Genomic DNA, 26,598 nt, shown 5'->3' on the forward strand with positions numbered 1-26,598 from the left:
ATAGAGCTCCTACACTTATTCACGAGCATAAAGTGTTTGTAGGAGCCTGATTTATCGAGCGAAACATAGTGATTACGAAGAGAGAGCACCATGAGCTTGCATCAAGATTTAGTCGACCGCGACCGCCACGTGACCTTCCACGCTTCGACCCATCTGCGCGACTTCGCCCACGGCGACGCGCCGGGGCGTGTGATTACCGGTGGCAAGGGTATCAATATCGTCGATAAAGACGGCCGTGAATTTATCGACGGCTTCGCCGGGCTTTATTGCGTCAATATCGGCTATGGCCGCACGGAAGTGGCCGAGGCGATCTACAAGCAAGCCCTGGAACTCTCGTATTACCATACCTATGTGGGCCATTCGAACGAGCCGCAAATTGCGCTTTCCGAGCGTATTTTGAAAATCGCCGGCATGAACATGTCCAAGGTGTATTACGGCATGTCAGGCAGTGACGCCAATGAAACGCAGCTCAAAATTGTGCGTTATTTCAACAACGTGCTTGGCCGTCCGCAGAAGAAAAAGGTCATCTCGCGCATGCGCGGCTATCACGGCTCCGGCATTGCCTCAGGCTCGCTGACCGGTCTTAAGGCATTTCATGACCACTTCGATCTGCCGATTGACACCATCCGCCACACCGAAGCGCCGTACTACTATCACCGCGCCGCTGAGCAGCACGGCATGACCGAGCGTGAATTTTCCTCGTTCTGCGCCGAAAAGCTCGAAGCGATGATTCTCGAAGAAGGCCCGGATACTGTCGCGGCCTTTATCGGCGAGCCAGTGCTCGGCACCGGTGGCATTGTGCCGCCGCCCGAAGGCTACTGGGGTGAAATCCAAGCCGTGCTGGATAAGTATGACGTGTTGTTGATTGCCGACGAAGTGGTGTGTGGCTTTGGCCGTACCGGCTCTGATTTTGGCAGCCACCACTACAACATTCAGCCTGATTTGGTCACCATCGCCAAGGGGCTAACCAGTGCCTATCAGCCGCTTTCTGGCGTTATCGTTAGCGATAAAGTCTGGAAAGTGCTGGAAGCTGGCACGGGTGAATACGGCCCCATCGGCCACGGTTGGACGTACTCCGGCCACGCGCTGGGCTGTGCGGCGGCGCTGGTTAACCTGGATATCATTGAGCGCGAAAACCTGGTGGGTAACGCTGCCGAAACCGGCGCGTATTTCCAGCAGCAGCTCAAGGCCACCTTTGATGGCCACCCGCTTGTCGGCGATGTGCGCGGTGTCGGCTTGATGGCGGCGCTGGAATTTTCGCCCGATGCTGCACAGCGCCTTCACTTTGATCCGGTGCTGAAAGTGGGGCCGCGAGTTTCCGCCGCCGCATCGGAAGAAAACCTGATTGCGCGTGCCATGCCGCAAGGCGATATTCTCGGTTTTGCCCCACCGCTGACCATTAATCGCGATGAGGTCGATGACATGATCGGCCGTGCCAAACGCGCGATTGACCGCGTCACCGATGAGCTTTCGCGCTCGGGCGATCTCAAGCAAGGGCAAAAAGACGCCGCGCTGACGATCTAGTCGCCATCGAGTCGGCAACGCACCAAGACGGCAACTCATGTGATAACCCACTTACGAAAACGCCGCTGCGCCTTGATGGGGTAGCGGCGTTTTTTTAAAGGCCGGCTGGTAAGGTGTTGGCTATGCTGTACACACAGTGTGGTTTACGCGTTAAAGGAAAGGAGCATGTATGCAACCCGTGATTGCTTTTGATGTTTACGGCACCTTGATTGATACCCAAGGCGTTACCGCTGAGCTGGAAAGGCGCCTGACACAGCCGGAAAAAGCCACCGAGTTTGCCCGCCGCTGGCGCGATAAGCAGCTCGAATATAGCTTTCGTCACGGGTTAATGGGGCACTATCTGCCGTTTTCTGAGTGTACCCGCGAAGCGTTGATATTTACTGACCGTGCGCTACGAACCGGCCTCAGCGATAATGACCAAGACCACCTGATGGCGGTATATGCCGAGCTGCCGGCCTTTGTGGACGTGGCGCCCGCACTGGATACCCTGCGCGGGGCGGGTATGCGCTGCGTGGCATTCTCCAACGGCACTCGTGACGCGGTGGAAAAGCTGCTTGAACGCGCCGATGTCTTGCACCACATGGACGACGTGATCAGCGTTGATGACGTGAAGCGCTTCAAACCCGACCCCGCGGTTTACGCGTATTTGCGCATGCGTTTGGAAACCCGCCCAGATCAAACATGGCTGATTTCCAGTAACCCATTTGATGTGATTGGCGCCACCCACGCCGGACTTCGCAGCGCCTGGGTGCGTCGCAGTTCGGATGCCCCGTTTGACCCCTGGGGGATCGAACCGGATATGACCGTTGCTGATTTAGACACACTGGCCGAGCGCCTGTTGCGATAAAGCTTGCGCGGTTGTCCATCGAGACGGCAGGCGCGCATAATAGAGCTTGTGTCACACACTACGAAACCGGAATCAGGACGCCACATGTCACAAAAAATCTACTGCACGGCAAGCTTCAAACCCAAACCCGGCAAAGAAGAGGCCGTTTTTAAAACGCTGCAGGCACTAGAGCCCAACGCGCATCGAGAAGACGCTTGCCTGCTTTACACCGTCACACGGCAAATCGAAAACCCCTTTGCGGATGGCACCGGCTTCCCCATCGTTTTTCACGAGATCTGGGCTAACCGGGAAGCGTTTGAAGCACACTGCCAACGTCAGGAGATACAAGACTTCTTCGCTCAAAACGTCGAGTCTCCCGACGGCGATATCGAAGATGCCAATGTCTGCGTCTATACCGACGAGCCGTGGAACTTTGATGCCCCAAAAGTGTAGACAGAGGGTGTACAATAGAAATAAGTCTCACGATTCGAGACAGAGCAAAAGGAGCAACCATGACTGAACAAAAGATGAATGTTGAGAGCTTTAACCTAGACCACACCAAGGTCAAAGCGCCTTACATTCGCCTTGCGGATATTAAAGAGGGCGAGAAGGGCGATCGTATTCATAAGTACGATTTGCGCATCTGCCAGCCCAATAAAGGCCACATGGACATGCCCGCGTTGCATTCCCTGGAGCATTTGTTGGCTGAACTTTCGCGCAATCACTCCGATAAAGTCGTCGATATCAGCCCAATGGGCTGCCAGACCGGCTTTTACATTGCCATGATCAACCACGACGACTACGACGACGTGGTGAACATGGTCGAGCAGACGCTGAAAGACGTACTCAACGCCAAAGAAGTGCCTGCCTGTACCGAGTTGCAGTGCGGCTGGGCCGCCAGCCACAGCCTGGAAGGCGCCCAAGAGCTCGCGCGCGACCTACTGGACAAGCGCAGCGAATGGACCCAAGTGTTTGCCTGATTGCCTGTTAGCGATGTAACGCAATCAGCAAAAACGCCTCCGACATAGGAGGCGTTTTTGTTTCGCGCAATGGTTTAATGCGGAAAATAACCCTTCATTCGTCGCCATGCTGTCGAAACGACTTTAGGGGATGGCTATGTGGCAGACAATTCTCCGCTTCTGGTTCGACGACGTCGAGCCCAAACAATGGTGGCGCGTTGACCGGGATTTTGACGCAGCACTTAAGGCACGGTTTCTCCCTGTGCTTGAGCAGGCGATTGCGGGGGAGCTTGATACCTGGCGCAACAGTGCCAAAGGGCGCCTGGCGGAAGTGATCGTACTCGATCAGTTTTCCCGCAATATTTACCGCGACACGCCGCAAGCGTTTGCCCAGGACCCGCAGGCCCTGGCGCTGGCCCAAGAAGCCGTGTCCGGTGGCGCTTTAAATGCTTTGGGGCAAGACGAACGCACCTTCCTGCTCATGCCGTATATGCACAGCGAATCACGCATCATCCATGAGCAGGCAGAAGCGTTGTTCAAGGCGTTCGCACCGGCGGACAATACCCACTACGAGCTGCGCCACAAGGCCATCATTGACCGCTTCGGCCGTTACCCCCACCGCAACGCCATCCTCAAGCGTCGCTCCACCCCCGAAGAGCGTGAGTTTCTTAAACAGCCTGGGTCGCGATTTTAAGTGTGGTGGGCTCTCGCCACAGCCTGTAATGCGTTTTTAACGATACGCTTTGACCAATACGTGTTTAGCCATAAAGCTCTCACGACACGCCTCAAACGAGACGCCGCCCCATGCGGAGGCGTCTTTATGATGGGTGCTCTCACTAATAGAAAACGTAAGCCAACGGTGAGATGCTTAGCACAGTGAACGTACTTCTCCACACGTGAGGCACGGTTATGCTGCTGGACACTTGGTTTTTATATGCCATTGCCTGCATGGGGCTTTCGCTTTCCCCAGGGCCAAATGGTCTGCTGGCGCTCACCCACGGCGCACTGCACGGTAGTCGTAAAACGCTCTTTACGATTGTCGGAGGCGCTTCAGGATTCGTCTTAATTATTGCCCTGTGCATGTTTGGCATTGGAGCGCTGCTCAAGTCATCGATGGTATGGCTAACGGTGCTGAAATGGGTTGGCGGGGCCTATCTTGTTTGGTTGGGTATTCAGGTATGGCGCTCACCACCTGTGACGGGTGAAATTGATGTGCAGGCAAGCCAAACAAGTGCAGGGTACCTATATCGCCAAGGCGTGCTGGCTTCCATTACCAACCCGAAAGTGCTGCTGTTTTTTAGCGCTTTTTTGCCTCAATTCATCGATCCGCAACGCAGCCTAATACTGCAGTTTTTCTTGTTAGCAGGCACCTTCGTGGCCATTGAATGCCTTGTGGAAAGCCTGCTGGCCAATATGACCAACCGTATTCGTCAATGGCTCAAGCGCGTAGGCCGGGGCTTCAACCGTACCTGCGGAGGCATCTTCGTGGCCATTGGTGCTGCGCTGCCGCTAAGAGCGTGAGTTGCTACACCAACTGCGCGCAGAAAAAGTTCACGCGGCGCGCGGTGAAAACATGAAAATCGCCAATGTACACCTGCCATATGCTGCATAGATTCGGCCAGCCGCCGTTGCACCTTCCTACTGGGCTTGGTCGAGGGCGGCTAGTGTGAGAGCACCTCATTAACGCCTTTAATGGTTTGCGTTTGAACTGGCTCGCCAGGCTCTAATCGCTTTACGGACTGGCGGCAATCGCGCACTGGGTGGCTTTAGTTTTCCGTACCGGTGGTGCTTTTCTAGCGGGTTTAAAGCGGAGATAAGCTTAGCATGACTGCCTTATGAAAAGCTGTGACTAACGAAAGTAAATGATAATCATAATTGTTTATTTTTGTTTTGTATTTCATTACACTCTGCGCCTAATCAACAACCGCACTAACAATAATACCTGCGCAGTCGCGCAGAAGCCGTGCAGTGAAGAGTGGAGCTCATCGCTTTTTCCACCTTAAGCAAGGGAATACATCATGCCGTTATGCCAGAAAAAAGCGTTGTCGAAAGCGCTGGAAACACGTCCCCAGGCGTCAACATTCTCCACATTAGGCCGTAATGTGCTGGCAGCCGGTGCCTGCATGCTGACGGCGATCAGCATGAACAGCCATGCACAGACAACCGAGGAACCCGCTGCCGCATTGGATACCGTAACGGTAACGGGCTATCGCGGTACCTTCATGGATAGCGTGAAGTATCAGCGCAGCGTGCAAGAGACGCCGCGTATTGTGACGGTCCTTACGAATGAGCTGTTAGAAGACCAGAACGTGACGGAATTACGTGATGCATTGCGTAACGTGTCAGGTATCAGCCTTCAGGCAGGCGAAGGTAATCCACCGGGCGGCGATCAGTTAAAAATTCGTGGTTTTAACGCTCGTGACGATATCAACGTCAACGGCTCTCGTGATCTGGGTAACTACTTCCGTGACCCCTTCTACGTTGATCAAATTGAAGTGATTAAAGGCCCTAACTCAGCCTTTTCCGGCCGTGGCTCCGCCGGGGGTACCGTTAACTTCGTGACCAAGCAGCCGCTAATGGAAGACCGCAACCGTGTGGAAACGTCAGTTGGCACGGATAAACTGTTTCGCGTTACCGGCGACTTCAACCGCCGCATTGACGACAACAGTGCGCTACGTCTCAATGTGATGAATCATACGCAAGACGTTCCGGGCCGTGATGAGACCAACCAAGAACGCCATGGTTTTTATGCGGCCTATGTCTGGGGCCTTGAGGGCGATACCCAAGTAGAAGTCGACTTTTTGCACACGCGCCAGAATAACCTGGAAGATAAAGGTCTGCCGTTTGACCGGGCAGGTTTCAGTGGCGATACCGCTGAACTGACCGAGAAAGGTGGAGAGCGGACGTCGGGTGGCCAGCGCGCCCCAGATGGTTATTACACCGGCAAGCTGCCGCCAGGAATCGATTACAGCAATTTCTACGGCCATAAAGACGACTACCAGGACATCGACGTTGACCAGTTGGGCGTGGCGGTTGAACATCGCTTTAGTGATCAGGTTGCGGTGCGCAACCAGTTTCGCGTTAGCCGAGTACACAACGATTCGATCACCTCATCCCCACGCTTGATTATCCCCGAGGCGGCATGGGGCAGCGGCGATTTTTCCCAGGCCCAGGTGCGCGGTGACTTGAAACCCCGCGACCAGGAAGACCTGTCGTTTTTCAACCAGACGGACGTGATTACTTCGTTTGAAACCGGCGCGCTGTCGCACGACCTGGTTGTGGGCGCCGAGCTTGGCTATGTGGATATCGAAAACAAGCGCCGTCCGGATGTGAAAGGCCCAGCGACGGACCTGTACAACCCGGCATCGCGGACGCGGCCCGAAGCGCCTTATGACGGTACGCGCCACCGCTTAGAATCCGAGCAGATAGGCCTGTATGCACTGGATACCATTGCGCTGAATCCGAAGTGGGATCTGCACGGTGGGTTACGTTGGGATCATGTGGAGTCAACGGCAACCGACTATGGTTGGGAAAATCCCATAGGGCCAGCATCGCGAACCGACAGCGAATGGAGCGGTAACCTGGGACTGGTCTTTAAACCCACGCAAAATGGCTCTATTTACGCTTCTGTGGGCACCGCGTTTGATGTCACCGGCACCTTTGACCGTGGGCTTGTGCAACTAGCGGGCGGTGGTAGTGCATTAAAGGATAAACGAGAAGATATTATCGATGAAGACGCCTTTGATACCGACCCCGAAAAAACCATCGCTTATGAGGTGGGGACTAAGTGGAACCTGGCGGATAATTTGCTCGTCAGCGCCGCGCTATTCCGTACCGACAAAACCAACGCGCGTACTCCTGCCCAGGGCGGCGGAGATTTGCTCGACGTGCTGGATGGCGAGCAGCGCGTGGAAGGGTTTGAAATCGGCGCGATGGGCAGCTTGACGCCCGTTTGGGATCTCTACACTAGCTATACCTTCATGGATTCCGAGGTGCGTAGTTCTAATAATCCATGGGAAGAAGGCTCACGCCTAGGCGGCACGCCAGAGCACAGCTTTAACCTTTGGACCACTTACGATGTATTGCCCGAATGGACTGTCGGTGGGGGGATGGAATACGTGGCCGACCAAGTCAACAACGTAACCTCCGAGCCAGGCGCACGCCGTCGGCAGGTTGATGTTGACAGCTATACGGTCTTGCACGCCTCGACGACGTATCGCTTCACGCAAGATCTGCAGCTGCGCGTCAATGCCTTTAACCTGGCCGATAAGGAATACATTTCGCAAGTGGCGGAAGGTGGGGCTCAGGGTATTCCCGGACCCGGTCGCCATGTCATCGCCAGCTTACGCTACGATTTCTAACCCGTGAGTGACTTATGATTGTCAGTTTCGATAACGTTCTGACACCTGATGAGCTGGCGACTATGCGTCGCCAGCTGCTTGGCGCCGACTGGGCCCGTGGTATCAGCGCCGGCCCCCAAGCCAAACAGGTGAAAAAGAACTTGCAGATACCCGAGGAGTCAGCAGTGCTGTGCGATTTGCGCACCCTAGTGATGCGTGTGCTCAATCGCACACCCGAGGTGATGAGTGCGGTGCTGCCCTTCAAAATCATCCCGCCCAACTTCAATCGCTACACCGTGGAAGATAGCCACTACGGCAAGCATATCGATAGTACGCTGCGCCCATTGCCAGATGGCAGTTATCTGCGTACGGATGTCTCCGCTACGTTGTTTTTGTCTGATCCCGATGAATACGAAGGCGGTGAGCTCAAGATTACCGACACCTTCGGTGAGCAAACGGTAAAACTGCCGGCAGGAAGCCTGGTGACTTATCCGTCAGGCTCGCTACATGAGGTGACGCCGGTAACGCGTGGTGAGCGCCTTGGCTGCTACATGTTCATGCAGAGCCTGATTCGCGATACCGAAAAGCGTCGGCTGCTTTATGAAATGGATAATTCGTTACGTCGGCTGCGGACTGAGCAGGGTGAGGCGCATGACGAATTGGTTGCTTTAACCGGTACCTATAACAATCTGGTCAGAATGTGGTCTGAGTGTTGATAAGTAGAGTGTGTTGATGGATTGAGTTGACTCGCTCACTGCGAGGTCGTTTTCTGCCGGTGCCCATGTGCATCGGCTTTTTTTTAAGTAAACATAGGGTTTTGTGCCTGCACTTGGCTTGCCAGCGTTGATTTGTGGCGGCAGAAGGGGTAATTTAAATAAGTTAATGAGAATAAGTTTTATTTATAGGTGATCCCATGGCCGCTGAACACCGTCAGCTCCGTCAAACGCTTATTTTTCTCCGTACCTCGTTTGAAGCGGTGCAGCATTCTATCGCTGGCCGCCTTGATGACCCGCTGCCGTGCTGGCTCGATGCGAGCCTGCTCGCGATGCTAAGCCGCGAACTCAAGCGCTGTTATCAAGAAGCCGCATTGGTCACTCCATCCGTTGCGAAACAGGTGCTCATGGCGTCTCAAAACAGCGATTTACTGTTAAAACAGTGCCCCGGTGTGCTGAGTAGCGCCGTATGTCACCGCCAGCTCGATGCGGTATTGCTGCCGCTGGAGGCGGCGATTTCCCTTTTGACCTACCCAGAAAAACGTCGCTGGCCGTGGCAACGGCACTGAGCAAGCACCGCGTAGGCGTTTGTTTGCGTGCATCGCGCGGCATTTTGTCTACCTTGATATAAGGTTATACATTGATATGCCATTGTAAGGCATTGACTTAATGATCAGGGAGACAACGTATGCAGCAGCGTCATACCGATATCGCCGTGCTTGGCGCCGGAAGCGCGGGCTTGAGTGCTTGGCACGCGGCCAAAAAACACACCAATGACGTGGTCTTGATCGAAGCCGGTGATTACGGTACCACCTGCGCGCGCGTTGGCTGTATGCCCTCTAAACTTCTGATCGCCGCCGCAGAAGCCGCGCAGCGGGCGCGAAGTGCCAGCACGTTTGGTGTAAATGTCAGCGCTATCGAAGTGGATGGCAAAGCGGTCATGGCACGGGTGAAAAACGAACGCGACCGCTTTGTTGGCAACGTGCTCAACTCCATGAAACGTATTCCGGAATCCCAACGTCTTCGCGGCCATGCGCGCTTTGTTCAGCCGCATACCTTACAGATCGACGACCATACCCAGCTCACTGCTAACGCGATCGTTATCGCGACCGGCTCGCGGCCGACATGGCCGGGCATGCTTGAACCCGCTGGCGATCGTTTGATTGTCAACGATGACGTGTTCGAGTGGGATACATTGCCCGAATCAGTGGCAGTCTTTGGTCCGGGCGTGATCGGCCTGGAGCTAGGCCAAGCCTTGAGCCGCCTGGGCGTGCGTACGCGTATGTTCGGCGTGGGCGGCGCGATTGGGCCTCTGCAATCGGAAAAGGTGCGCCAAACGGCTGACGAGGTGTTCAACCGCGAGTTTTACCTTGATGCTGACGCTGAGGTTAAGCATATCGAGTATCAGGGCGATAGCGTCGCGATTACGTTCATTGAGCGTGACAGTGGTCGCGAGCTAACCGAAACCTTTGACTACGTGCTCGCCGCCACCGGGCGCCGGCCCAATGTCGATCAGCTCGATATTGAAAACGCTGAGCTTGCGCTGAATGAACGCGGCGTGCCCAACTTCAATCGCTTTACCCTTCAGTGTGTGAACGCCGATAACAGCGAAAGCCATATTTTTATCGCCGGCGATGCTAACCAAGCGGTGCCGCTGTTGCACGAGGCGATTATCGAGGGGCAGATTGCCGCCCGCAATGCCGCTAATCTTGAAAATGTGCAGGTAGGGCGACGCAATGTGCCGCTATCGGTGGTGTTTACCGAACCGCAAATGGCCATGGTGGGGGAAAATCGAGCGACGCTGGAAGCGCGCTACGGCGGTTGCGACTGTATTGCCGAAGGCGGCATGTCGTTTGATGACCAAGGGCGTGCCACTGTGATGGGCGAAAATCACGGCTATATGGCGCTTTTTGCTGAGCACGGCAGCGGGCAGTTTTTAGGAGCGGAGCTTTTAGGGCCACGAGTCGAGCACATAGCCCATTTATTGGCCTGGGCATTGGAGCAGAAGCTTACCGTCAGTGAGATGCTGGCGATGCCGTTTTATCACCCGGTGTTGGAAGAGGGATTACGTACCGGGTTGCGTGATCTGAATGCCAATTTGAAACAAGGTCCGGCGGTTAGCGAGCGCTGCATGGAGTGCGGGCCGGGGGATTGAGTGCTGTCGGTGGACTGGCAATTTTTGCCGCTGTGAATCACAACGCTTCTCATTTGCGAGCTGGGATGCTATCTTTGAAATGCAAATCGTTAGCATTTAATGGTGGCGCTGATTGGGTTGATGCTGTTTGGGTTGATAGACGTATCGCAATCAGATTCACCGCTAAGCCAAATGGAGAAGCATGTTATGAAACGAATCGCAGCGTTAGTTCTTGCCGGAATGGTAAGCAGCGGTATCGCCGTGGCGGATGAGCACGATCATGAGCGTGGGGATCACTTCACAAAGGAAAGCCGTCTGAGACGCTAGAAGAGGCCGTGACGAACTTTTCTGAAGGCAATGCACAGCTAGCGGAAATTCTTTCCTCAGACACCCTCTCCAATGAGCAAATGGGTGAAATCCACATGCTGACCTACACCATCGAGAATGCGCTACAAAAAATCGATGCCGAAGTCGACGCGATGGCGGTTGCACTGGAGGAAGTTCACCTAGGGTCTGAAACGCTGGATCAAGAGCGCGTTAGCACTCATGGTGCCGATTACTTAGACACCGCGCAAACGCTGGTCGAATAACGTTTCGGTGGTACACGATGTCAACGTTAGCGGCCCGGTCAGTGTGACCGGGCCGCTTAGTGAGGGGTAGCGTTGGCGCTAAGCGGCGTTTATGCCAAGCGGCTGGAGGAAAAACGGACTTTCCAGCTGATTAGCACGATAGCCACCAGCACAATCGGGGCAAGCATCGCGAGGTTTAGTACTTCCCATCCCAGTCGATGAATCAGTTGGCCGGACATTAGCGAGCCGATGGCTACCAGCGTAAAGATGATCAAATCGTTGACTCCCTGCACCTTACCCCGCTCGGCCTCGCTGTGAACGGAGGAGAGTAGGGCGCTGCCGCCGACAAACAGGAAGTTCCAGCCCACGCCCAGAAGCACCAGCCCCACCCAGAAGTGGGCAAGGCTTACGCCAAGGTTGGTCACCACCACGGTGCCGAGCAGAATCACCACGCCCGCGGTCAGAATGCGTTCAACGCCGAAGCGCGTGATCAAGCTGCCGGTGAAAAACGACGGGGCGTACATCCCTAGCACATGCCACTGCATAATGAATGCCACTTGCGACATCTCAAACCCTTGGGTTCGCATCGCCAGTGGGGTAGCGGTCATCACCAGCACCATCACCCCGTAGCCAATGGCGCCGGCAATCACGGCCACCACAAAGCGCGGTTGGCGGGCAATTTGCGCCATTGGGCGTGAGGTGTCGCCTGGTTGGGGCTCGCCGCGCGGGGGGACTTTGAGCTGACTCAGCAAGCCAATGGCGATAAGCGCCAGTATCGCGATAATCATATAAGGCCCGCCTGACGGCACGCTAGGCACCCAGTCAAGCGTGGCACTAGCGTTCCACGGGCCGAGAAATGCCGCGACCACACCACCGGCCATCACCAACGAAATCGCCTTGCTACGAAACGTCGGGCTCGCCACATCGGCGGCGGCAAAGCGGTAGTACATGGCAAAACCTTGGTAGAGCCCGAGCAGCAAGTTACCCGCGCAGAATAGCCAGAAAGAGCCTGCGGCAATACCCGCGACACTCACAAGCCCACCGCCGATGCCGCCCACCGAGGCGCCGACGATAAAGCCAAGGCGCCGCCCGACCCGCTTCATAAATAACGATGCGGGGAGCGTCGATGTGACGGTGCCCAGCATCATAATCGCAATCGGAAGGGTGGCGAAAGCGGGATTGGGGCTAAGCGCTTGGCCGACCACACCGCTAAGCGTCATCACCGTGATGGTCGCGACCATAAACAGCGTTTGGCTGGCGACCAAAATACCGACGTTGGCTTTTTCGCGGGAGACGAGAGGCATGCCAGTCACTCCGTTATTAGGTTTCAGGTTTAAGGTTAATACCTTAGCGCATAACGGAGAGATTTATAATGTTTGGGGTGAAGAAGAAGGAAAGCATTGGCAAGTCAACCCGCTTGCTGCTCCCAGTAACGTAGCGTCGAGGGGTGAACGCCAAATTCTTTCGGTAACGTAATGCCAAGTATTTCGCATAGCAGGCCAATGAGTGCCATGTGGTGAACGCTGTGGCTGGTTAAAAACGCCAGTTCGCGGCCAAGGCTGGTGGGGATGTCCAGTTCATTGGCTTTGATGGGATAGCGAAGGGTGAGAGGGGTGTCGTGAGGCATGACCGTGAGTGTCGCTAGGGTGTCTTGAAGCATTTTGACACGCGCCAGCGCCTGTGCGGGGTCGTTTTCAAGAGCGGCTTCTCGCTGGCGCCGCTCATAATCTAGCGTGGTTGGGGTAGCCAAGGCAGTGCAAGCGTCCAGCAACGTTTGGTAGTGCTCAAGCACATGGCGGACGTGCCTGCCGAGTGACTGAGTGGACTGCGCGCCTAACAGACGTTGGTACGCCTCAGGTTCCACGCGTGGTAATAGCGCCTCAAGCTGGTTGAGCGCGTGTTGGTTTTCGCCAATGAGTTGCGCGGTGATTGATGACGGCATGGTGTTTTGCCTCCCTGTCAACTGCACCGGTGCGGGCACCGGCGCAGAAGGTTGCGCTTGCGTTGTGAAGCCGATCGACAATCGGCAAGTTTAGCCGGCTTCGGGGCTTCCCTCTCCTTCGCCCTCTCCTTCGCCCTCACCTTCACCTTCTTCCTCGCCTTCGGCACCGCCTTCGGCACCGCCTTCGGCGTGATGGGCTTCAGCGAGCATCATTGGCGCTTCTTGCAGGTCAGTGAATCCTTCCGTGGGATCGTCGGCGTGGGCGTGAAATGCTACCCCACTTGCTACCAGGGCGAGGGCGGGCGCGGTATAGCCGAACTGACGGCTTAAGCGGCTGAGTAAACGGCGTTTTGCTTCGTGTTGTGACATGACGTTTCTCCTAGGAATTAATGCTTGTGGTGAGATTACAGGCGCCTAAAGGCGCGACTTCCAGCTGCTAAACAGCAGCGCGGGAAGAGGAAAAAAGGGGTGTTTGGGTAAGCCAATGCGCGATGACATCACGCGTTGCATCTTCCTCCGTATAGACAAGCCGAGTGCGAATAACGCCTTGGCTAAACCACTGCAACGCGGTGAGCGCCGCTGGGCTCAAGCGGTGCTTCCCTTCGATAGCAACGTCCTCGATAGCAAAGGGCAGCAGGGCTCCTAGTACCTCAAGCGCTGTAGGCGGCTCGGTGGTAGCTGTCGTTGGCTCGGTATCAAGCCACAAAAGCCCAGCGCAATGACCGCGCTCTGCGGCTGCCAGCGTGGCGTCGCTAAACGGCGTTTCAGCAAGCGGCGTTTCAGTAATAGGAAAGTTGAGCGGCTCCAACACATTGGGTGTCTCAAGCGATAGGCGCGCGCCGCGTGAAAGGGTTAATCCGTGCGCGTTTGCTGCTGTTTTGAGAGTGGCCAGCACATTGGCGGTTTCTTGCGCGGGCAGAAGGCACACAATGTGCTGTGCGCCCTCGCTTAGCAGGGCAACGTCGAGCACGAGATGATCACAGCGGGTGGCCTGAGTGAGACAAAATTGCGCGATGGCCGGTAGTATCTCATCGGCATGCAGGCGCGAGCGAATTACCCGAGCGTCGTTGGTCAGACAGTACCCGCTGGCACTTTCGAGAACATGCAGCGCATCTTCGGTGCCCTCGTGGTTTGCTTCAGCCGGGCGTAAAAGCCGCGCAAGCGAGACGGTAAGCTTGTCAGCCACTGGGCCAGCGGGCGCGGTCAGCGGCCAAACGCGATGATCAAAATGTAACGTCCCGCGCCAAGTGGCGGGCGCGGCACGCTCAGGTGTGAAAGGATCGGGAGGAGATGGAATGGGAGCGTCGCTGGGAGCTAAAAGCCCGTTCTGCCACCAAGGGTGTAGGGTTGCCCACAGGTCTTCTTCTAATTGCGCCCGGGGCACCTTGTCGCCGCTTGCGTCCTGCAAATGTGCAAGTATTGTCTTGGTCGATTCGCCTTCGCTTGCCAGCAGCCAAATCAACGCAGCGGTGTCGTTGAGCTGATAATAAAGCCCGCTGTCGTGATGGTAGAGCGCCAGGGTTTCCCCATCGATCAACTCGCTGACGTGATGAGGTCGAAAGGAGATCGTGGGGGAAGACTGCTTAGGCAAGGTGGCTAAACGGTAATCCGCCAGACTCGGTAGCCCAACAAATGGCATATAGCGGCCGTCATGAGAGGGGTAGAGCGGCACAAAATCACCGGCGCGGTCGCGCTCATCCGCTAGGGCCGTAGTGGTAAACGTTTCGGGGGCGGGCGAGTCGAGCCCGATCAACGCGATCGTATCGCGCACCAAGCTCTCTTTGACGCGCTCTTCCACCACGCCACCGTGTTCAGGCGCGGCACAAACGCCAAGCGACGGGCTTAAATTGCACTCCAAAATCCAGGGTTTGAGGTCATCATCTACCAGGCAGTCGAGCCCGATGAGTTCGTAGCAACCGCGAGGGTCCGCACCTGCCTCGTGGCTACGCGCGCGCATCGCTTCTACGCTGGAAAGCGCGGTGAGCGTGGCGAGATCCTCAAGCTTGGCGAACAGCGCGTCGTCGTCATGGCCCTGTTCGCGTAGCCACGCGCGGTAGCGCTCCAAGTCGATAAACTCCACCGGGATTTCCGCTTCTTGGTTACGCGCGTTGATATCGGGATTAGTAAGCTGGCTGTAGACGTTGTCGATATCATTCGGGTCCCATGGCGCCGAGGCGAGCTTGGCAAAGCCCTGGCGATAGAGGTAAACCCGCAGCGGGTCGATGCTGGCGATGAGCATATAAAGGCGCAGCACGTATTTGTGGCCGCGAATCGTGTGGGGATTGCCGACGTACTCCTGTACCAGCCAGTTGGGCGCGAGCGGCGCTGTGGCGGGATCGCGCAAAACTCGCACACCTTGGCCTTTGGAGGCGTTGGTGGGTTTTAAAATCCAACGCTTCTCCGGGTGTGCCGCAGCGTCTTCGACCAACGCTGGATAATCGTGGGGCATCTCGTAGGCACGGGGGAAAAAGTAAAGCCGTTGGGTATGGGGGTGTTCGGCGCCATAGTGGCGTATGGTCCGCTCGCGTAGCGCGCTTAAACTTTCATGCAGACGGCTTTTAACCGTAAGGGCCGCATTCCCTGGGATGTGATTCATTCGCCGCTCGGGCGAGGTATGGCGAAACGCCGCTTTGGGCGGCATCCCCGTCACCCATGCAGCCTGCCAGTGCTGATCATCGCCCTCTTGCCAGCCTTGGTTTTCCAGCGCCTGACGGAAAAAGTGATCCTGTTCGGCGTGACGTTGGCCGCTTAACCAAAACCGCGGGGATGTCGGGGTGGGCGCACTCATCTCAAGCTCCTTAACAGGTTGTATAGAGTAAGTGGTACGGCTGAGGGATTACTTACACCCAGTAAAGTAAAAATCTTCGCGTCGTAAAAACATCGTCGATGGCTGAAAGAAGGTGGCTTCTGTCTATACGCTTATTCTTAAAATTTATTTTAAAAACGTTTTTATATAGCTGAATATAATATTAAAGGACATGCCGCCCCTGCGCCATGCCGAATGTAGGGACGTAAACAAATAACGTTACCCCTTGACCCTTTTAGGAGGCTATATGACCCGCTTACTTTTTAGCTTAATAGGCGCGCTGAGTATTTCAACGCAGGTGTTTGCCCTTGATATGAAACCGCTGGTGGATGCTGAATGGCTCAACGAGCACCGTGACCAAGACGACCTGGTGATTCTGGACGTTCGCTCGTCGATTGATAACGGCGGCGATGCCGAGAGTTTTCGTGAGGCGCACATTCCGGGTAGCCGTTATTCCAGCTACACCGAGGCAGGCTGGCGCGAAGCCCGCGACAGTGTTGTCGGCATGATGCCGTCGGTGTCTAAGCTAGAAGCGCTGATTGGTGCATTAGGCATCGACAGTGGCAGCGATGTGGTCATCGTTCCCGCCGGCACCGGCCCGACCGATTTCGGTAGTGCCGCACGGGTTTACTGGACGTTCAAAACATTGGGCCACGATGATGTGGCGATCTTGGACGGTGGCTTCGCCGGTTGGCAGCAGCAAGGTTTCGTGGTGGCAAGCGGCGAGCCAGAAGGCTACAGCACAGCCGACTTCGACGCGACGCTGCGCGAAGAGCTGATTGCTTCGACTGAAGCCGTAGAGGCGGCCCGCGAGAGCCAAGCGCAACTGGTGGATGCACGCCCCGCTGACTATTTTGCCGGGCAAAATCAGTCGCCCGCCGCACGTATGGCCGGCACAATTCCTGGTGCGCGCAACCTACCGCATCACGCGCACTTAAACGCCCAAAACGGCGCTTATTACCTCGATGTGAACGGCCTGCAATCACGCATCAACGCTGCCGAACTCAATCGCAATGAGCGCACGATCGCCTTTTGCAACACCGGACACTGGGCCGCCACCGACTGGTTTGTCCTCAGTGAAGTGGCCGGTTTCGATAATATTGCCATGTACGACGGTTCGATGGCTGCCTGGACGGTAAGCAATTCGCGCCCCGTACAGCTGGCTCGCGAAGGTATCAAGCAGGCGAAAGCGCTGTTAAATTAAGTAAAGATAAATAAAAGCATAAGGATATGCGTCGTTGTGTCCGGGGTGGTTTGCACAGATATGCATGCCACCCTAAAATGCGTCCATGACTTTCTTACGCCCCTCCTTATATAACCCCGACACTGTCTTAGCTGTCACAGCGCGCTTTTGCTCGTTGGGGTGCCGCTTGCGTCATTTTCCGATTTACCACGGTGGTAAGTGAGCGGTACTTAATACGCACGGTATTACAGCATAAGGCCAACAACGCACATGGAAAACACGGTAGTAGTGGGGTTTCTCGGCAGCCTTATTGCGGGGTTGTTGACCGCAGTCGGCGCCTTGCCGGTATTGTTGGGCAAAACGCCCGAGCGCGCTTTTCGCGATCTCGCGCTAGGGTTTGCCGCTGGGGTGATGCTGGCGGCGTCGTTCTTCTCGCTGATTATTCCGGCGCTTGACGCTGCAGAAGTCTATTACGCCGGTGGGGCGATGCCGGCGGCCATTATCTGTATTTCCATCTTGATCGGGATGGGGGCGATTGCGCTACTCAACGAGCGCTTGCCCCACGAGCACTTTCAGCAAGGGCGCGAGGGACCAGAAGGCGCGGCCTTGCGTCGGGTGTGGCTATTTGTGTTTGCCATTGCGATTCATAACTTTCCCGAGGGGCTTGCGGTCGGGGTAGGGTTTGGCGCCAACGGCGTCTCCGGTGGGATGCCGCTTGCGATCGGGATCGGCTTACAGAACATGCCCGAAGGGCTGGCGGTGGCAATCGCGCTAATGGGTGAAGGCTATTCAAAATGGCGCTCTTGGAGCATTGCCGCCTTAACGGGACTCATCGAGCCGATCGGTGGGTTGTTCGGGGCGAGTGTGGTCAGCGTTTCGCAGGTGCTTTTGCCCTGGGGGCTCGCGTTTTCCGCCGGCGCCATGCTGTACGTCATCAGCCACGAGATTATTCCCGAATCGCACCGCTGCGGGCATCAGCAAAAAGCCACCTTCGGCTTGGCGATGGGGCTTGTGATTATGCTGTTTCTGGACGTGTGGCTGGGGGTGTAAACCGGCACCCTTCGACGTCCTCAGGGTGAGCCGTTTTTTTGCACGACTGGTCTATTAATGGCTAACGGCAACATTTCTAAGCTGGCGACGTAGCGGCTTAACCGCGAGCACGACCAGCATGATCAGCGCAGTGCCCTCAAGCCAGAGTGGCAGCAGCTCATCGATACTTTCCACCTGAGCGATAACATTAACGCCGAATAGGTGAATGACGCCATCGACGGCCAACCCCACCACTACTGCGCTTGCCAAAATACCGGCTAAATAACGCATCAGCACGGCGGTACCAAATTCGCGCCGCACAATACCCAGCGTTGCGATGCTCGTCACTGGCCCGGCGATCAGAAACACCAGCGCCGTGCCGGGCGAGACGCCGGCGAGAATTAACCCGGCGGCAATGGGCGTGGCAGCGGTGGCACAGATATACAGCGGAATACCTATCACCGACATCAACAGCATAGCGCCTAAGCCGCTGCCGTAAGCGGACAGCGCCGTGGTTGGCACTAAAGTCGTCAGTACGCCGGCAAGCAACAGGCCGATGCCAAGCCATAAGCTGATATCGTCGAGCACGTCAGTGAAGGCGTATTGGATCCCGCTGCGCAGCCGAGCACCTAGGCTGGCTTTGGCAGGCTGAGACGCTGCGGTGCTGCCGCTACCCTCACAGCAGCCACCGCAGCACGGCGTCGAGGTGGGTTCAGCGGCAGGGGCGGGCTGTTTTGTCGCCACGCCGATGCCCGTGGTAATCGCCACGACCACCGTGCCGCAGAGCCGTGCCAACAGCATGAACGGCCCGAGCAGCGCATAGGTAATGGTGAGCGAGTCAACTCCCACCCCAGGCGTGCCGATCATGAAGGCCGTGGTGGGGCCACGCCCGGCGCCTTGACGATGCAGGGTGAGGGCAGTGGGTATCGCCCCGCAGGAACATAGCGGTAGCGGGACGCCAAATATCGCCCCCCGCGTTACACTCGCCAGTGAGTTACCGCCTAGCCAGCGGGTCAAGTAGCTTTCATCGACCAAGGCTTTGATCAAGCCTGCCGCCAAAAGCCCCAGCAAAAGCCAAGGCGCTGCCGTAAGCGCGACATCCAGCAACGACATCACAAACGTCATCGGCATCTCCGTGTACAGAGGCGGTAAGCAAAAAGCCGCTGGTGACTGCTTATTTTGCTTTGACCTGCTCAACCAGCGCATCGGCGAAGGTGTCGGTGCTGCCGGTGCCGCCCATGTCCGGTGTGACCATATCGCGGCGGCGTTCGAGCACATCGCGAATGCCTTGACGGATGGCGTTGCCTTTCTCGTTCATGCCCAGGTGGTCCAGCATTTGTGCGGCGGCAAGCAACAGCGCGCAGGGGTTAGCCAGTTTTTTACCTTCAATATCCGGGGCGGAGCCGTGAACGGCTTCAAAAATCGCGGCTTTCTCGCCGATATTGGCGCCCGGTGCCAGGCCTAAGCCGCCGACCAAGCCCGCGCACAAATCGGACATAATATCGCCGAAGAGATTAGTGGTGACGACGACATCAAACTGGTGCGGGTTCATCACCAGCTGCATGCAGGCGTTATCGACGATCATTTCTTGGAACTCGATCTCGGGGTACTCTTTGGCAACTTCCCGCGCGACGTCCAAAAACAGCCCCGAGCTTGTCTTGATGATGTTGGCTTTATGTACGGCGGTGACTTTTTTGCGGCCGTTGTTTTTCGCCAGCTCGAAGGCGTAGCGCACGATGCGCTCGGAACCTTCGCGAGTCACTTTGATTACCGAAATCCCGGTGTTGCCGTCGTCGATAAACTCCTGACCGTCAGAAAGATAAGCGCCCTCGGTGTTTTCGCGCACGGTGATCATGTCGATATCGTCGTAGCGCGAACGCGTACCGGGGAAGCTCACTGCCGGGCGCACGTTGGCATAGAGATCAAAGTGGCGGCGCAGCTGCACGTTGATCGAAGAAAAGCCTTTGCCAATCGGCGTGGTGAGGGGGCCTTTTAGCGCGATACCCAGTTTTTCGATGGTGTCGAGCGATTCTTGCGGAATCAGTGTGCCGTGCTTTTCCAGCGCCGTCAGGCCCGCATCGATGAACTGATACTCTAAGCCGCAGTCTAGCGCGTCAAGAACGCGCAGGGTGGCATCCATAATTTCGGGACCGATGCCATCGCCTTTAATGACCGCAATAGACTGGCTCATGTGTCGTACTCCTCTTGATAATGGCGGGAAATCGGCGGGGTAGTGCCGATTCAACGTGGGCTGACGGGTATCGTCTTGTACGTGACAATGGTACGCCAACCTAGGACAAAACGTCACCCTGCGAAGGCAGTAGAAAAGGTGCTTGCGGGTTGTTCAAATGTTATCCATGATTTGTACGTAACATGAAGGTACGTGAAACGAAAGCACGTGAAGTGAAAGCACATTAAGTTAACGCACGTTGAGTAAAAAAAGCGCAACCTGCTAGCCTGAAAAGATACCTCATCGTGATGCCGCCATGCTTTTCAAGGAGCACCCATGCACATGCAACGCTGGGTAATGTACAGAAAGGTCATTGCACTAAGTTGTTTTCTGGTGGGCGCGCTGCTGCTTACCTGGCAAGCCGTGGCACAAAATGGCGAATCCACTAATGGGTCGGCTAGCAGTAGCAGTGCGTTGGTGCTCACCATTGAAGGGGCGATTGGCCCTGCCACCAAAGATTACTTTGAACGTGGTTTGCGCACGGCGCGCGAGCAGGGCAGCGAAGTCATGATTGTGACCCTCGATACGCCCGGCGGGTTAGTCGACACCACCCGCGACATAATCCGCGAAATGCTCAACGCCGATATTCCGGTCGCGATGTACGTATCGCCGAGCGGCGCACGGGCGGCGAGCGCGGGCACCTATTTGCTTTACGGTAGCCACGTCGCGGCGATGGCACCCGCGACCCACTTAGGCTCCGCCACGCCGGTACAAATGGGAGGTGGCGGGTTCCCTGGGTCAGGCGACAGCGACGATGCCGAGCCGGCTGAAGACAGTGAAAGTGACAGTAAAGAAAGCGAAAACGGCACCAGTCCGGCACAAAGCGATGGCGGTAGTGCCATGGAACGGAAGGTATTGGAAGACGCGGTGAGCTTTATTCGCAGCCTCGCCGAGCGCCACGACCGCAATGCGGATTGGGCCGAAGACGCGGTGCGCAATGCGGTTAACCTTACCGCTTCAGACGCGCTGGAAAACAATGTCATCGATATTGTCGCCAGTGGTATCGATGATTTACTTACCCAGATGGACGGCATGACGGTGGTCATGGAGCGCGGCGAACGCACGCTGAATACGGCCGACTTGCGCATTGAACGCTTCGACCCGGATTGGCGTACCCAAGTGCTTTCGCTGATTACCAACCCGAATATTGCCTACTTTTTGATGATCATCGGTTTTTACGGGCTGATTTTTGAGCTCTCCAACCCCGGCAGCTTGTTTCCCGGGACGATCGGTGTGATTTCCTTGCTGCTGGCGCTCTTTGCGTTTCAGGTGCTGCCAATTAACTACGCGGGATTGGCGTTGATTTTGGTGGGGCTGGCGCTGATGGTCGGTGAGGCGTTAATGCCTAGCTTCGGTGTGCTGGGCGTCGGCGGTATAGCGGCTTTTGTGTTGGGGTCGGTGATGCTCATGGATGCCGAGTACATGGCGATTTCGCTGCCCATGATTGGTGGCGTGGCGCTGGTGTCGGGCGGGCTGATGCTTTGGACCCTTACGCGCTTTATGAGCCTGCGGCGGCGCCCGGCGCACACCGGTGCAGAGCAGCTGGAAGGCGCTCGCGCCACGGCGCTTGAAGATTTTGACGATAAAGGGCATGTGCGCCTATACGGCGAGCGCTGGAATGCGATCAGTGATGCCCCGGTCAAACAAGGCGACGAGGTAAAGGTTTTGCGCCTAGAGGGTTTAATGCTTCACGTCACACCGCTATAGCGGCAGTGGCGCCTTTGTGCTTTTCTCAATGTGTTCTCTCCCAATGCTAAGAGGTGCCCGATGATTCTTTCGTATCTTGTTCCCGTCGTTTTGGTGGTGCTGCTGATCGCCGCCTCGATTCGCATCTTGCCCGAGTACAAACGCGGCGTGGTGTTCTTTCTGGGCCGCTTCCAGACGGTGAAAGGGCCGGGTCTGGTGATCGTGATCCCCGGTATTCAAAAAATGCAGGTGATTGATCTGCGCGTCATTACCATGGACGTGCCCGAGCAAGACGTCATCTCCCAAGATAACGTCACGGTCAAGGTCAACGCGGTGCTTTATTTCCGCGTGGTCGATCCGGAAAAAGCCATCATCCAAGTGGAGAACTTTACTCAGGCCACCAGCCAGCTGGCGCAAACCACGTTGCGCTCGGTGCTGGGTAAGCACGATCTGGACGAAATGCTTTCCGAACGCGATAAGCTCAACGACGACATTCAGGAAATCATCGACACGCAGACGGAGGCGTGGGGCATCAAAGTCGCTAACGTTGAGATCAAACACGTGGACCTGGATGAAAGCATGATCCGCGCCATTGCTCGCCAGGCGGAAGCCGAGCGTGAGCGGCGCGCCAAGGTGATTCACGCCGAAGGTGAGCTTCAAGCCTCGAAAAAACTGGTCGAGGCGGCCAACGTGATGCAGGAAAACTCCGCGGCGTTGCAGTTGCGTTATCTGCAGACCATGAGTGATATGAGTAACAAAAACGCGTCTACCATCGTCTTCCCGCTACCCATGGACATTATGGAGGCGTTCAAGGACATGAAAGCCAAACACGTGGCGCCAAGCGACACACGTAAAAACGACACAGGTAAAAACGACGCGTGAGCCAAACGTTACGCAAAAACGGTGCTGAATCTCTCTCGTCACGCCAGCAAGGGCTATTAATGACCGCTGGCGGGGCGCTGATTATCTCCCCCGATGCGTTGCTGATTAAGCTTATCGGCCTGCCAGACTTGGATATCTTGCTGTGGCGCGGCCTGCTCACAGCGCTGGGTTTTATGCTGATTGTGGTATTGCGCCAAGGCCGTGGTTTTGTGAACGCCTATCGCCGTTGTGGTTGGACCGGCATTGGCGTTGCCGTGCTATTTAGCTTTTCCACCTTTGGTTTCGTGCTCGGTAATCAGTACACCAAAGGCGGCAATGTGCTGATGATTTTGGCCAGCGCGCCGCTGATTGCCGCGGCGCTTTCGCGGATTTTCCTCCATGAACGTCAGCCACGGCGCACCTGGATGGCGATTTTTCTTTGCCTGTTGGGCACGTCGTTGATCGTATTGGACGATGCCGGCGCGGGCTCCTGGGTGGGCAATGCCTTTGCGCTGCTTGCCGCCACGGCCTTGGCGGCCAACTTTACCCTTTGCCGCACGCGCACCGGCGTGGACATGAGCCCGATGCTGACGCTTGCGGGGCTGATAGTGGCCACGGTGGCGTTTGTCGTTAGCGGTTTTGGCGCAGGTTTAATCATGCCGTCTCAGGCCAGCTGGCTGTGGCTGGTGGTGTTGTGTTTGGGATTGTTGCCGCTCGGGTTTACCTTGATTCAACGTGGGCCGCTTTATCTGCCGGCGGCGGACGTGGGGCTTTTAATGCTTTCTGAAGTGGTGGTGGGCACGCTTTGGGTGTGGTGGATACTCGGCGAACAGCCTGCGCCCATTGGGCTTTTTGGCGGGGTAATCGTCATTGGCACGCTACTGGTGAAAGGGCTTTATGAACGCCGTATCGAGATGCGGCAGCGCAGCAGGGTGCAGGCAGGCTAATTTGCTGCTAAAATCTTCCGCTTTCGTTGCGCGGCTCTAAGCGCGTTGTCTTTAAAACAGCGTTAAAAACGCATAGGCGTAGATCACCTCCATGTCGATAACCCTCGTGTCGATCTTTTGCACGGCATCCACTGCCTTGTCAGGGCTGATGACTCCGCCCTAGGTTTCTCTGTCTATCTCGCTTATGGCCGTTTGGCGGTCACGACGCTGTCATGGCGACGCGGTAACGTTTCATCTCCGCACCCGCAGATCTCTTTTTTCTCATGTTTTCGTACGATTCTGGCGTGTCGTTTGGCGTCGTCATTGAGTCGTTTGTTTTCACCCCTAACCCTGGACCCTCGAATGTACGAAAAATTCAAACTCTCTTGGCTCTCTAATTTAAAGGGCGACTCCCTAGCGGGGATCGTCGTGGCGCTAGCGCTGATTCCCGAAGCCATTGCCTTCTCGATTATCGCCGGTGTCGACCCCAAAGTGGGCCTTTACGCTTCGTTTGCCATCTGTGTGATTATTGCCTTTGCCGGTGGGCGCTCGGGCATGATTTCTGGCGCGACGGGCGCGATGGCGCTGCTCATGATCACGCTGGTTAAAGACCATGGTCTTGAGTACTTGCTGGCGGCAACGCTGTTAACCGGTGTGCTGCAAATCATCGCCGGTTACTTGCGCCTGGCGGATTTGATGCGCTTTGTGTCGCGCTCGGTGGTAACCGGTTTTGTCAACGCGCTGGCGATTTTGATCTTTATGTCGCAGTTGCCCGAGCTGACCGATGTGACCTGGCATGTTTACGCTATGACGGTCGCGGGCCTGGTGATTATTTACGGCTTTCCCTACCTGCCGGTTATCGGTAAATCCATTCCCTCGCCACTGGTGTGCATTGTGGTGTTAACCGCGGTCTACATGGCAACCGGCATGGAAATCAGAAGCGTGGGGGATATGGGCGACCTGCCGGATACCTTGCCCGTGTTCTTGTGGCCTGATGTTCCGCTGAATTTAGAAACCTTGATGATCATCCTGCCGTATTCACTGATGCTGACGGTGGTAGGGCTTCTAGAGTCGATGATGACAGGCACTATCATTGATGACTTGACCGACACCAAAAGTAATAAAAGCCGTGAGTGTAAAGGCCAGGGTATTGCCAACATTGGCTCGGGCTTGATCGGCGGCATGGCGGGTTGTGCCATGATCGGTCAATCAGTGATTAACATTAAATCGGGCGGTCGTCGTCGTACTTCGTCGCTCATTGCCGGGATCGTGCTGCTGTTGATGGTGGTATTCCTTGCTGACTGGGTCTCACAGATTCCCATGGCGGCGCTGGTGGCGGTGATGATCATGGTGGCGGTTGGTACCTTTAGCTGGGAGTCCATTCGTGACCTGAAAAAGCACCCGATGAGTACCAATATGGTCATGGTCGCAACGGTGGTGGTCACCGTGGGGACGCATAACTTGGCGATTGGCGTGTTTGTTGGCGTATTGTTGGCGGCAATGAACTTCGCCAATAAAGTCGGCAGGATTCTTTACATTGGCTCGAAAGAAGTCGAACCGGGCGTTGAGCGTGAATACGAGATTGTCGGGCAGGTGTTCTTTGCCTCTTCTGAAACGTTCATCGGCGCTTTCGATTTCAAAGAGAGCATCGATAAAGTCACCATTAATCTTTCTCGTGCTCACTTCTGGGATATAACCGCCGTGCAGGCGCTGGATCGGGTGGTGATCAAGTTCCGTCGTGAAGGTACCGACGTCGAGATGATTGGCCTAAACGAAGCCAGTGCCACCATCGTTGACCGTTACGCGGTACACGACGACCCCGAAGCCGTGGAAAAACTGATGGGCGGCCACTAATGGTTCTACGATCAGGTCGTTGCCAATCGACCCAGACAAGGAGAGGAAGATGAGTGATCACGTAATGGCCGCGATTGACGGCTCGCAGTTTTCCGAAAACGTGTGTGACTACGCTGCGTGGGCAAGCCTGGCGCTGGATGCGCCGCTCACGTTTGTACACGTGGTGGATAACCACTCACAAGTGCCTGATGACGCCAATCTGTCAGGTAATTTGCGCCTAGGCGCGCGCGAAAAGCTGATGAAAGAGCTCTCAGACCTTGACGAGCAGCGTGCCAAAATCAACCGCGAGCAAGGTAAGCTGATGCTTGAAGTTGCCAAGCAGCGCGCGATTGATGACGGTGTGGCCGAGCCAGCCACGCGCCAGCGTAACGGCACGCTAGTGGAAAGTCTGGTAGAGCTTGAGAAAGACATACGCTTGTTGGTGGTGGGCAAGCGCGGCGAAACCGCCGATCAAGCGTCTGGCCACTTAGGCTCTAACCTTGAGCGCGTGGTGCGCGAAATGCACCGCCCGATTTTGATGGTGCCAAGCGCTGCGTACAAGGTGCCGAAAAGGGTAATGATGGCCTTTGACGGCAGCAAAACCGCGCGCAAAGGCGTGGAAATGCTCGCCAAAAGCCCGCTATTCCAAGGCGTCGCTTGCCACGTGGTGATTGTCGGTGCGGATACCGGGGAAAACCGCTCGCAGCTGGAATGGGCGCTCACCACCCTGCGCGACGCGGGGCACGAAGCCGAAGGCGCTATTCGCGCTGGTGAGGTGGAAACCACGTTGCACGCCTACGAAAAGGAGAACAGCATCGACATGATGGTGATGGGGGCCTACGGGCACTCGCGTATTCGCCAGTTGCTGGTGGGCAGCACCACCACGGAGATGTTGCGCAAGAGTCATATTCCCGTCTTGATTTTGCGCTAACCCTTAAAGCCGGCCCGCCTTGCGAGAGCCGGCTTTTTTCATAGTGTCCTAATTTCATAGTGCGCCCATTTCATAGTGGGCTAAGTTGCGGCTAAGATTATTCAAT

General features: G+C 56.1%; 24 protein-coding genes. 18 read left to right on the forward strand and 6 right to left on the reverse strand.

The genetic code is table 11. The features are described from left to right. Window positions 1–90: 90 nt before the first annotated feature. From QC823_RS13025 to QC823_RS13075, 11 genes are all read left to right on the forward strand, one after another. Complete coding sequence (locus tag QC823_RS13025) at window positions 91–1,524, forward strand: aminotransferase (protein WP_309656788.1); 1,434 nt, start codon at window positions 91–93, stop codon at window positions 1,522–1,524. Between the two features lie 169 nt (window positions 1,525–1,693). Next, the gene (locus QC823_RS13030; RefSeq protein WP_309656789.1) at window positions 1,694–2,371 is read left to right on the forward strand and encodes a haloacid dehalogenase type II; all 678 of its coding nucleotides are present in this window, start codon (window positions 1,694–1,696) and stop codon (window positions 2,369–2,371) included. Window positions 2,372–2,455: 84 nt separating this feature from the next. Then, window positions 2,456–2,803 carry a putative quinol monooxygenase gene (locus tag QC823_RS13035; RefSeq protein ID WP_309656790.1) on the forward strand — a complete coding sequence of 116 codons (348 nt, stop codon included), beginning with the start codon at window positions 2,456–2,458 and terminating at the stop codon, window positions 2,801–2,803. Window positions 2,804–2,862: 59 nt separating this feature from the next. Continuing rightward, window positions 2,863–3,330, forward strand: a complete 468-nt coding sequence (locus QC823_RS13040; RefSeq protein ID WP_309656791.1) for an S-ribosylhomocysteine lyase — start codon at window positions 2,863–2,865, stop codon at window positions 3,328–3,330. Between the two features lie 136 nt (window positions 3,331–3,466). Beyond that, window positions 3,467–4,003 (forward strand): DUF924 family protein, encoded by a 537-nt coding sequence (locus tag QC823_RS13045; RefSeq protein ID WP_309656792.1) that lies wholly within the window; start codon window positions 3,467–3,469, stop codon window positions 4,001–4,003. 215 nt (window positions 4,004–4,218) lie between these two features. After that, on the forward strand, window positions 4,219–4,830 hold the full coding sequence (locus QC823_RS13050; protein WP_309656793.1) for a LysE family translocator: 612 nt from the start codon (window positions 4,219–4,221) through the stop codon (window positions 4,828–4,830). A gap of 497 nt (window positions 4,831–5,327) precedes the next feature. Continuing rightward, window positions 5,328–7,670 carry a TonB-dependent receptor gene (locus tag QC823_RS13055; RefSeq protein ID WP_309656794.1) on the forward strand — a complete coding sequence of 781 codons (2,343 nt, stop codon included), beginning with the start codon at window positions 5,328–5,330 and terminating at the stop codon, window positions 7,668–7,670. 14 nt (window positions 7,671–7,684) lie between these two features. After that, window positions 7,685–8,365, forward strand: a complete 681-nt coding sequence (locus QC823_RS13060) for a Fe2+-dependent dioxygenase (protein WP_309656795.1) — start codon at window positions 7,685–7,687, stop codon at window positions 8,363–8,365. Window positions 8,366–8,562: 197 nt separating this feature from the next. Then, complete coding sequence (locus QC823_RS13065; RefSeq protein WP_309656796.1) at window positions 8,563–8,931, forward strand: hypothetical protein; 369 nt, start codon at window positions 8,563–8,565, stop codon at window positions 8,929–8,931. A 119-nt stretch (window positions 8,932–9,050) separates the two neighbouring features. Continuing rightward, a complete protein-coding gene (locus QC823_RS13070) occupies window positions 9,051–10,517 on the forward strand; it encodes a dihydrolipoyl dehydrogenase (protein WP_309656797.1) in 1,467 nt (488 codons plus the stop codon). 314 nt (window positions 10,518–10,831) lie between these two features. Continuing rightward, on the forward strand, window positions 10,832–11,086 hold the full coding sequence (locus QC823_RS13075; protein ID WP_309656798.1) for a DUF6746 family protein: 255 nt from the start codon (window positions 10,832–10,834) through the stop codon (window positions 11,084–11,086). An 89-nt stretch (window positions 11,087–11,175) separates the two neighbouring features. On the opposite strand, the gene QC823_RS13080 is transcribed toward QC823_RS13075, so the two are convergent. The 4 genes from QC823_RS13080 to QC823_RS13095 form a co-directional block, all read right to left on the reverse strand. Next, entirely contained in the window at window positions 11,176–12,369 is a 1,194-nt protein-coding gene (locus tag QC823_RS13080; protein ID WP_309656799.1) for an MFS transporter, read from the reverse strand. Between the two features lie 104 nt (window positions 12,370–12,473). Next, on the reverse strand, window positions 12,474–13,007 hold the full coding sequence (locus QC823_RS13085) for a DinB family protein (RefSeq protein WP_309656800.1): 534 nt from the start codon (window positions 13,005–13,007) through the stop codon (window positions 12,474–12,476). A gap of 90 nt (window positions 13,008–13,097) precedes the next feature. Next, window positions 13,098–13,376, reverse strand: a complete 279-nt coding sequence (locus QC823_RS13090) for a hypothetical protein (protein ID WP_309656801.1) — start codon at window positions 13,374–13,376, stop codon at window positions 13,098–13,100. 67 nt (window positions 13,377–13,443) lie between these two features. After that, window positions 13,444–15,795 carry a PqqD family peptide modification chaperone gene (locus QC823_RS13095; RefSeq protein WP_309656802.1) on the reverse strand — a complete coding sequence of 784 codons (2,352 nt, stop codon included), beginning with the start codon at window positions 15,793–15,795 and terminating at the stop codon, window positions 13,444–13,446. Between the two features lie 265 nt (window positions 15,796–16,060). Between QC823_RS13095 and QC823_RS13100 the strand changes: the two genes are divergently transcribed. Together QC823_RS13100 and QC823_RS13105 are read left to right on the forward strand one after the other, a co-directional pair. Then, the gene (locus QC823_RS13100; RefSeq protein ID WP_309656803.1) at window positions 16,061–17,017 is read left to right on the forward strand and encodes a sulfurtransferase; all 957 of its coding nucleotides are present in this window, start codon (window positions 16,061–16,063) and stop codon (window positions 17,015–17,017) included. A 249-nt stretch (window positions 17,018–17,266) separates the two neighbouring features. After that, window positions 17,267–18,046 (forward strand): ZIP family metal transporter, encoded by a 780-nt coding sequence (locus QC823_RS13105; RefSeq protein ID WP_309656804.1) that lies wholly within the window; start codon window positions 17,267–17,269, stop codon window positions 18,044–18,046. Between the two features lie 54 nt (window positions 18,047–18,100). Here QC823_RS13105 and QC823_RS13110 read toward each other — a convergent pair whose 3' ends face one another. Both QC823_RS13110 and QC823_RS13115 read right to left on the reverse strand, forming a co-directional pair. Next, window positions 18,101–19,150 (reverse strand): SO_0444 family Cu/Zn efflux transporter, encoded by a 1,050-nt coding sequence (locus QC823_RS13110; protein ID WP_309656805.1) that lies wholly within the window; start codon window positions 19,148–19,150, stop codon window positions 18,101–18,103. 49 nt (window positions 19,151–19,199) lie between these two features. Further along, window positions 19,200–20,216, reverse strand: a complete 1,017-nt coding sequence (locus QC823_RS13115; RefSeq protein WP_309656806.1) for an isocitrate dehydrogenase — start codon at window positions 20,214–20,216, stop codon at window positions 19,200–19,202. Window positions 20,217–20,537: 321 nt separating this feature from the next. Between QC823_RS13115 and QC823_RS13120 the strand changes: the two genes are divergently transcribed. From QC823_RS13120 to QC823_RS13140, 5 genes are all read left to right on the forward strand, one after another. Beyond that, window positions 20,538–21,962: an NfeD family protein gene (locus tag QC823_RS13120; RefSeq protein ID WP_422823662.1), complete on the forward strand. Its 1,425-nt coding sequence runs from the start codon at window positions 20,538–20,540 to the stop codon at window positions 21,960–21,962. A 60-nt stretch (window positions 21,963–22,022) separates the two neighbouring features. Beyond that, window positions 22,023–22,823, forward strand: coding sequence for a slipin family protein (locus tag QC823_RS13125; protein WP_309656808.1), 801 nt, complete (start codon window positions 22,023–22,025; stop codon window positions 22,821–22,823). 59 nt (window positions 22,824–22,882) lie between these two features. Further along, window positions 22,883–23,749 carry a DMT family transporter gene (locus QC823_RS13130; RefSeq protein ID WP_309656818.1) on the forward strand — a complete coding sequence of 289 codons (867 nt, stop codon included), beginning with the start codon at window positions 22,883–22,885 and terminating at the stop codon, window positions 23,747–23,749. A 342-nt stretch (window positions 23,750–24,091) separates the two neighbouring features. Next, on the forward strand, window positions 24,092–25,582 hold the full coding sequence (locus tag QC823_RS13135; RefSeq protein WP_309656809.1) for a SulP family inorganic anion transporter: 1,491 nt from the start codon (window positions 24,092–24,094) through the stop codon (window positions 25,580–25,582). A gap of 49 nt (window positions 25,583–25,631) precedes the next feature. Continuing rightward, window positions 25,632–26,492: a universal stress protein gene (locus QC823_RS13140; RefSeq protein ID WP_309656810.1), complete on the forward strand. Its 861-nt coding sequence runs from the start codon at window positions 25,632–25,634 to the stop codon at window positions 26,490–26,492. The last annotated feature ends 106 nt before the right edge of the window (window positions 26,493–26,598 follow it).

This window comes from Vreelandella vilamensis, from assembly GCF_031451755.1.
Lineage (GTDB): Bacteria > Pseudomonadota > Gammaproteobacteria > Pseudomonadales > Halomonadaceae > Vreelandella > Vreelandella vilamensis.

What these genes read in the sequence shown, in the direction of transcription:
- QC823_RS13070 (WP_309656797.1), top strand. Translation starts at nt 9,051, where the DNA reads ATGCAGCAGCGTCATACCGATATCGCCGTGCTTGGCGCCGGAAGCGCG.
- QC823_RS13040 (WP_309656791.1), top strand. Translation starts at nt 2,863, where the DNA reads ATGACTGAACAAAAGATGAATGTTGAGAGCTTTAACCTAGACCACACC.
- QC823_RS13130 (WP_309656818.1), top strand. Translation starts at nt 22,883, where the DNA reads ATGACCGCTGGCGGGGCGCTGATTATCTCCCCCGATGCGTTGCTGATT.
- QC823_RS13120 (WP_422823662.1), top strand. Translation starts at nt 20,538, where the DNA reads ATGCAACGCTGGGTAATGTACAGAAAGGTCATTGCACTAAGTTGTTTT.
- QC823_RS13125 (WP_309656808.1), top strand. Translation starts at nt 22,023, where the DNA reads ATGATTCTTTCGTATCTTGTTCCCGTCGTTTTGGTGGTGCTGCTGATC.
- QC823_RS13060 (WP_309656795.1), top strand. Translation starts at nt 7,685, where the DNA reads ATGATTGTCAGTTTCGATAACGTTCTGACACCTGATGAGCTGGCGACT.
- QC823_RS13110 (WP_309656805.1), bottom strand. Translation starts at nt 19,150, where the DNA reads ATGACGTTTGTGATGTCGTTGCTGGATGTCGCGCTTACGGCAGCGCCT.
- QC823_RS13135 (WP_309656809.1), top strand. Translation starts at nt 24,092, where the DNA reads ATGTACGAAAAATTCAAACTCTCTTGGCTCTCTAATTTAAAGGGCGAC.
- QC823_RS13050 (WP_309656793.1), top strand. Translation starts at nt 4,219, where the DNA reads ATGCTGCTGGACACTTGGTTTTTATATGCCATTGCCTGCATGGGGCTT.
- QC823_RS13140 (WP_309656810.1), top strand. Translation starts at nt 25,632, where the DNA reads ATGAGTGATCACGTAATGGCCGCGATTGACGGCTCGCAGTTTTCCGAA.
- QC823_RS13025 (WP_309656788.1), top strand. Translation starts at nt 91, where the DNA reads ATGAGCTTGCATCAAGATTTAGTCGACCGCGACCGCCACGTGACCTTC.
- QC823_RS13035 (WP_309656790.1), top strand. Translation starts at nt 2,456, where the DNA reads ATGTCACAAAAAATCTACTGCACGGCAAGCTTCAAACCCAAACCCGGC.
- QC823_RS13105 (WP_309656804.1), top strand. Translation starts at nt 17,267, where the DNA reads ATGGAAAACACGGTAGTAGTGGGGTTTCTCGGCAGCCTTATTGCGGGG.
- QC823_RS13095 (WP_309656802.1), bottom strand. Translation starts at nt 15,795, where the DNA reads ATGAGTGCGCCCACCCCGACATCCCCGCGGTTTTGGTTAAGCGGCCAA.
- QC823_RS13080 (WP_309656799.1), bottom strand. Translation starts at nt 12,369, where the DNA reads ATGCCTCTCGTCTCCCGCGAAAAAGCCAACGTCGGTATTTTGGTCGCC.
- QC823_RS13090 (WP_309656801.1), bottom strand. Translation starts at nt 13,376, where the DNA reads ATGTCACAACACGAAGCAAAACGCCGTTTACTCAGCCGCTTAAGCCGT.
- QC823_RS13045 (WP_309656792.1), top strand. Translation starts at nt 3,467, where the DNA reads ATGTGGCAGACAATTCTCCGCTTCTGGTTCGACGACGTCGAGCCCAAA.
- QC823_RS13065 (WP_309656796.1), top strand. Translation starts at nt 8,563, where the DNA reads ATGGCCGCTGAACACCGTCAGCTCCGTCAAACGCTTATTTTTCTCCGT.
- QC823_RS13030 (WP_309656789.1), top strand. Translation starts at nt 1,694, where the DNA reads ATGCAACCCGTGATTGCTTTTGATGTTTACGGCACCTTGATTGATACC.
- QC823_RS13085 (WP_309656800.1), bottom strand. Translation starts at nt 13,007, where the DNA reads ATGCCGTCATCAATCACCGCGCAACTCATTGGCGAAAACCAACACGCG.
- QC823_RS13115 (WP_309656806.1), bottom strand. Translation starts at nt 20,216, where the DNA reads ATGAGCCAGTCTATTGCGGTCATTAAAGGCGATGGCATCGGTCCCGAA.
- QC823_RS13100 (WP_309656803.1), top strand. Translation starts at nt 16,061, where the DNA reads ATGACCCGCTTACTTTTTAGCTTAATAGGCGCGCTGAGTATTTCAACG.
- QC823_RS13055 (WP_309656794.1), top strand. Translation starts at nt 5,328, where the DNA reads ATGCCGTTATGCCAGAAAAAAGCGTTGTCGAAAGCGCTGGAAACACGT.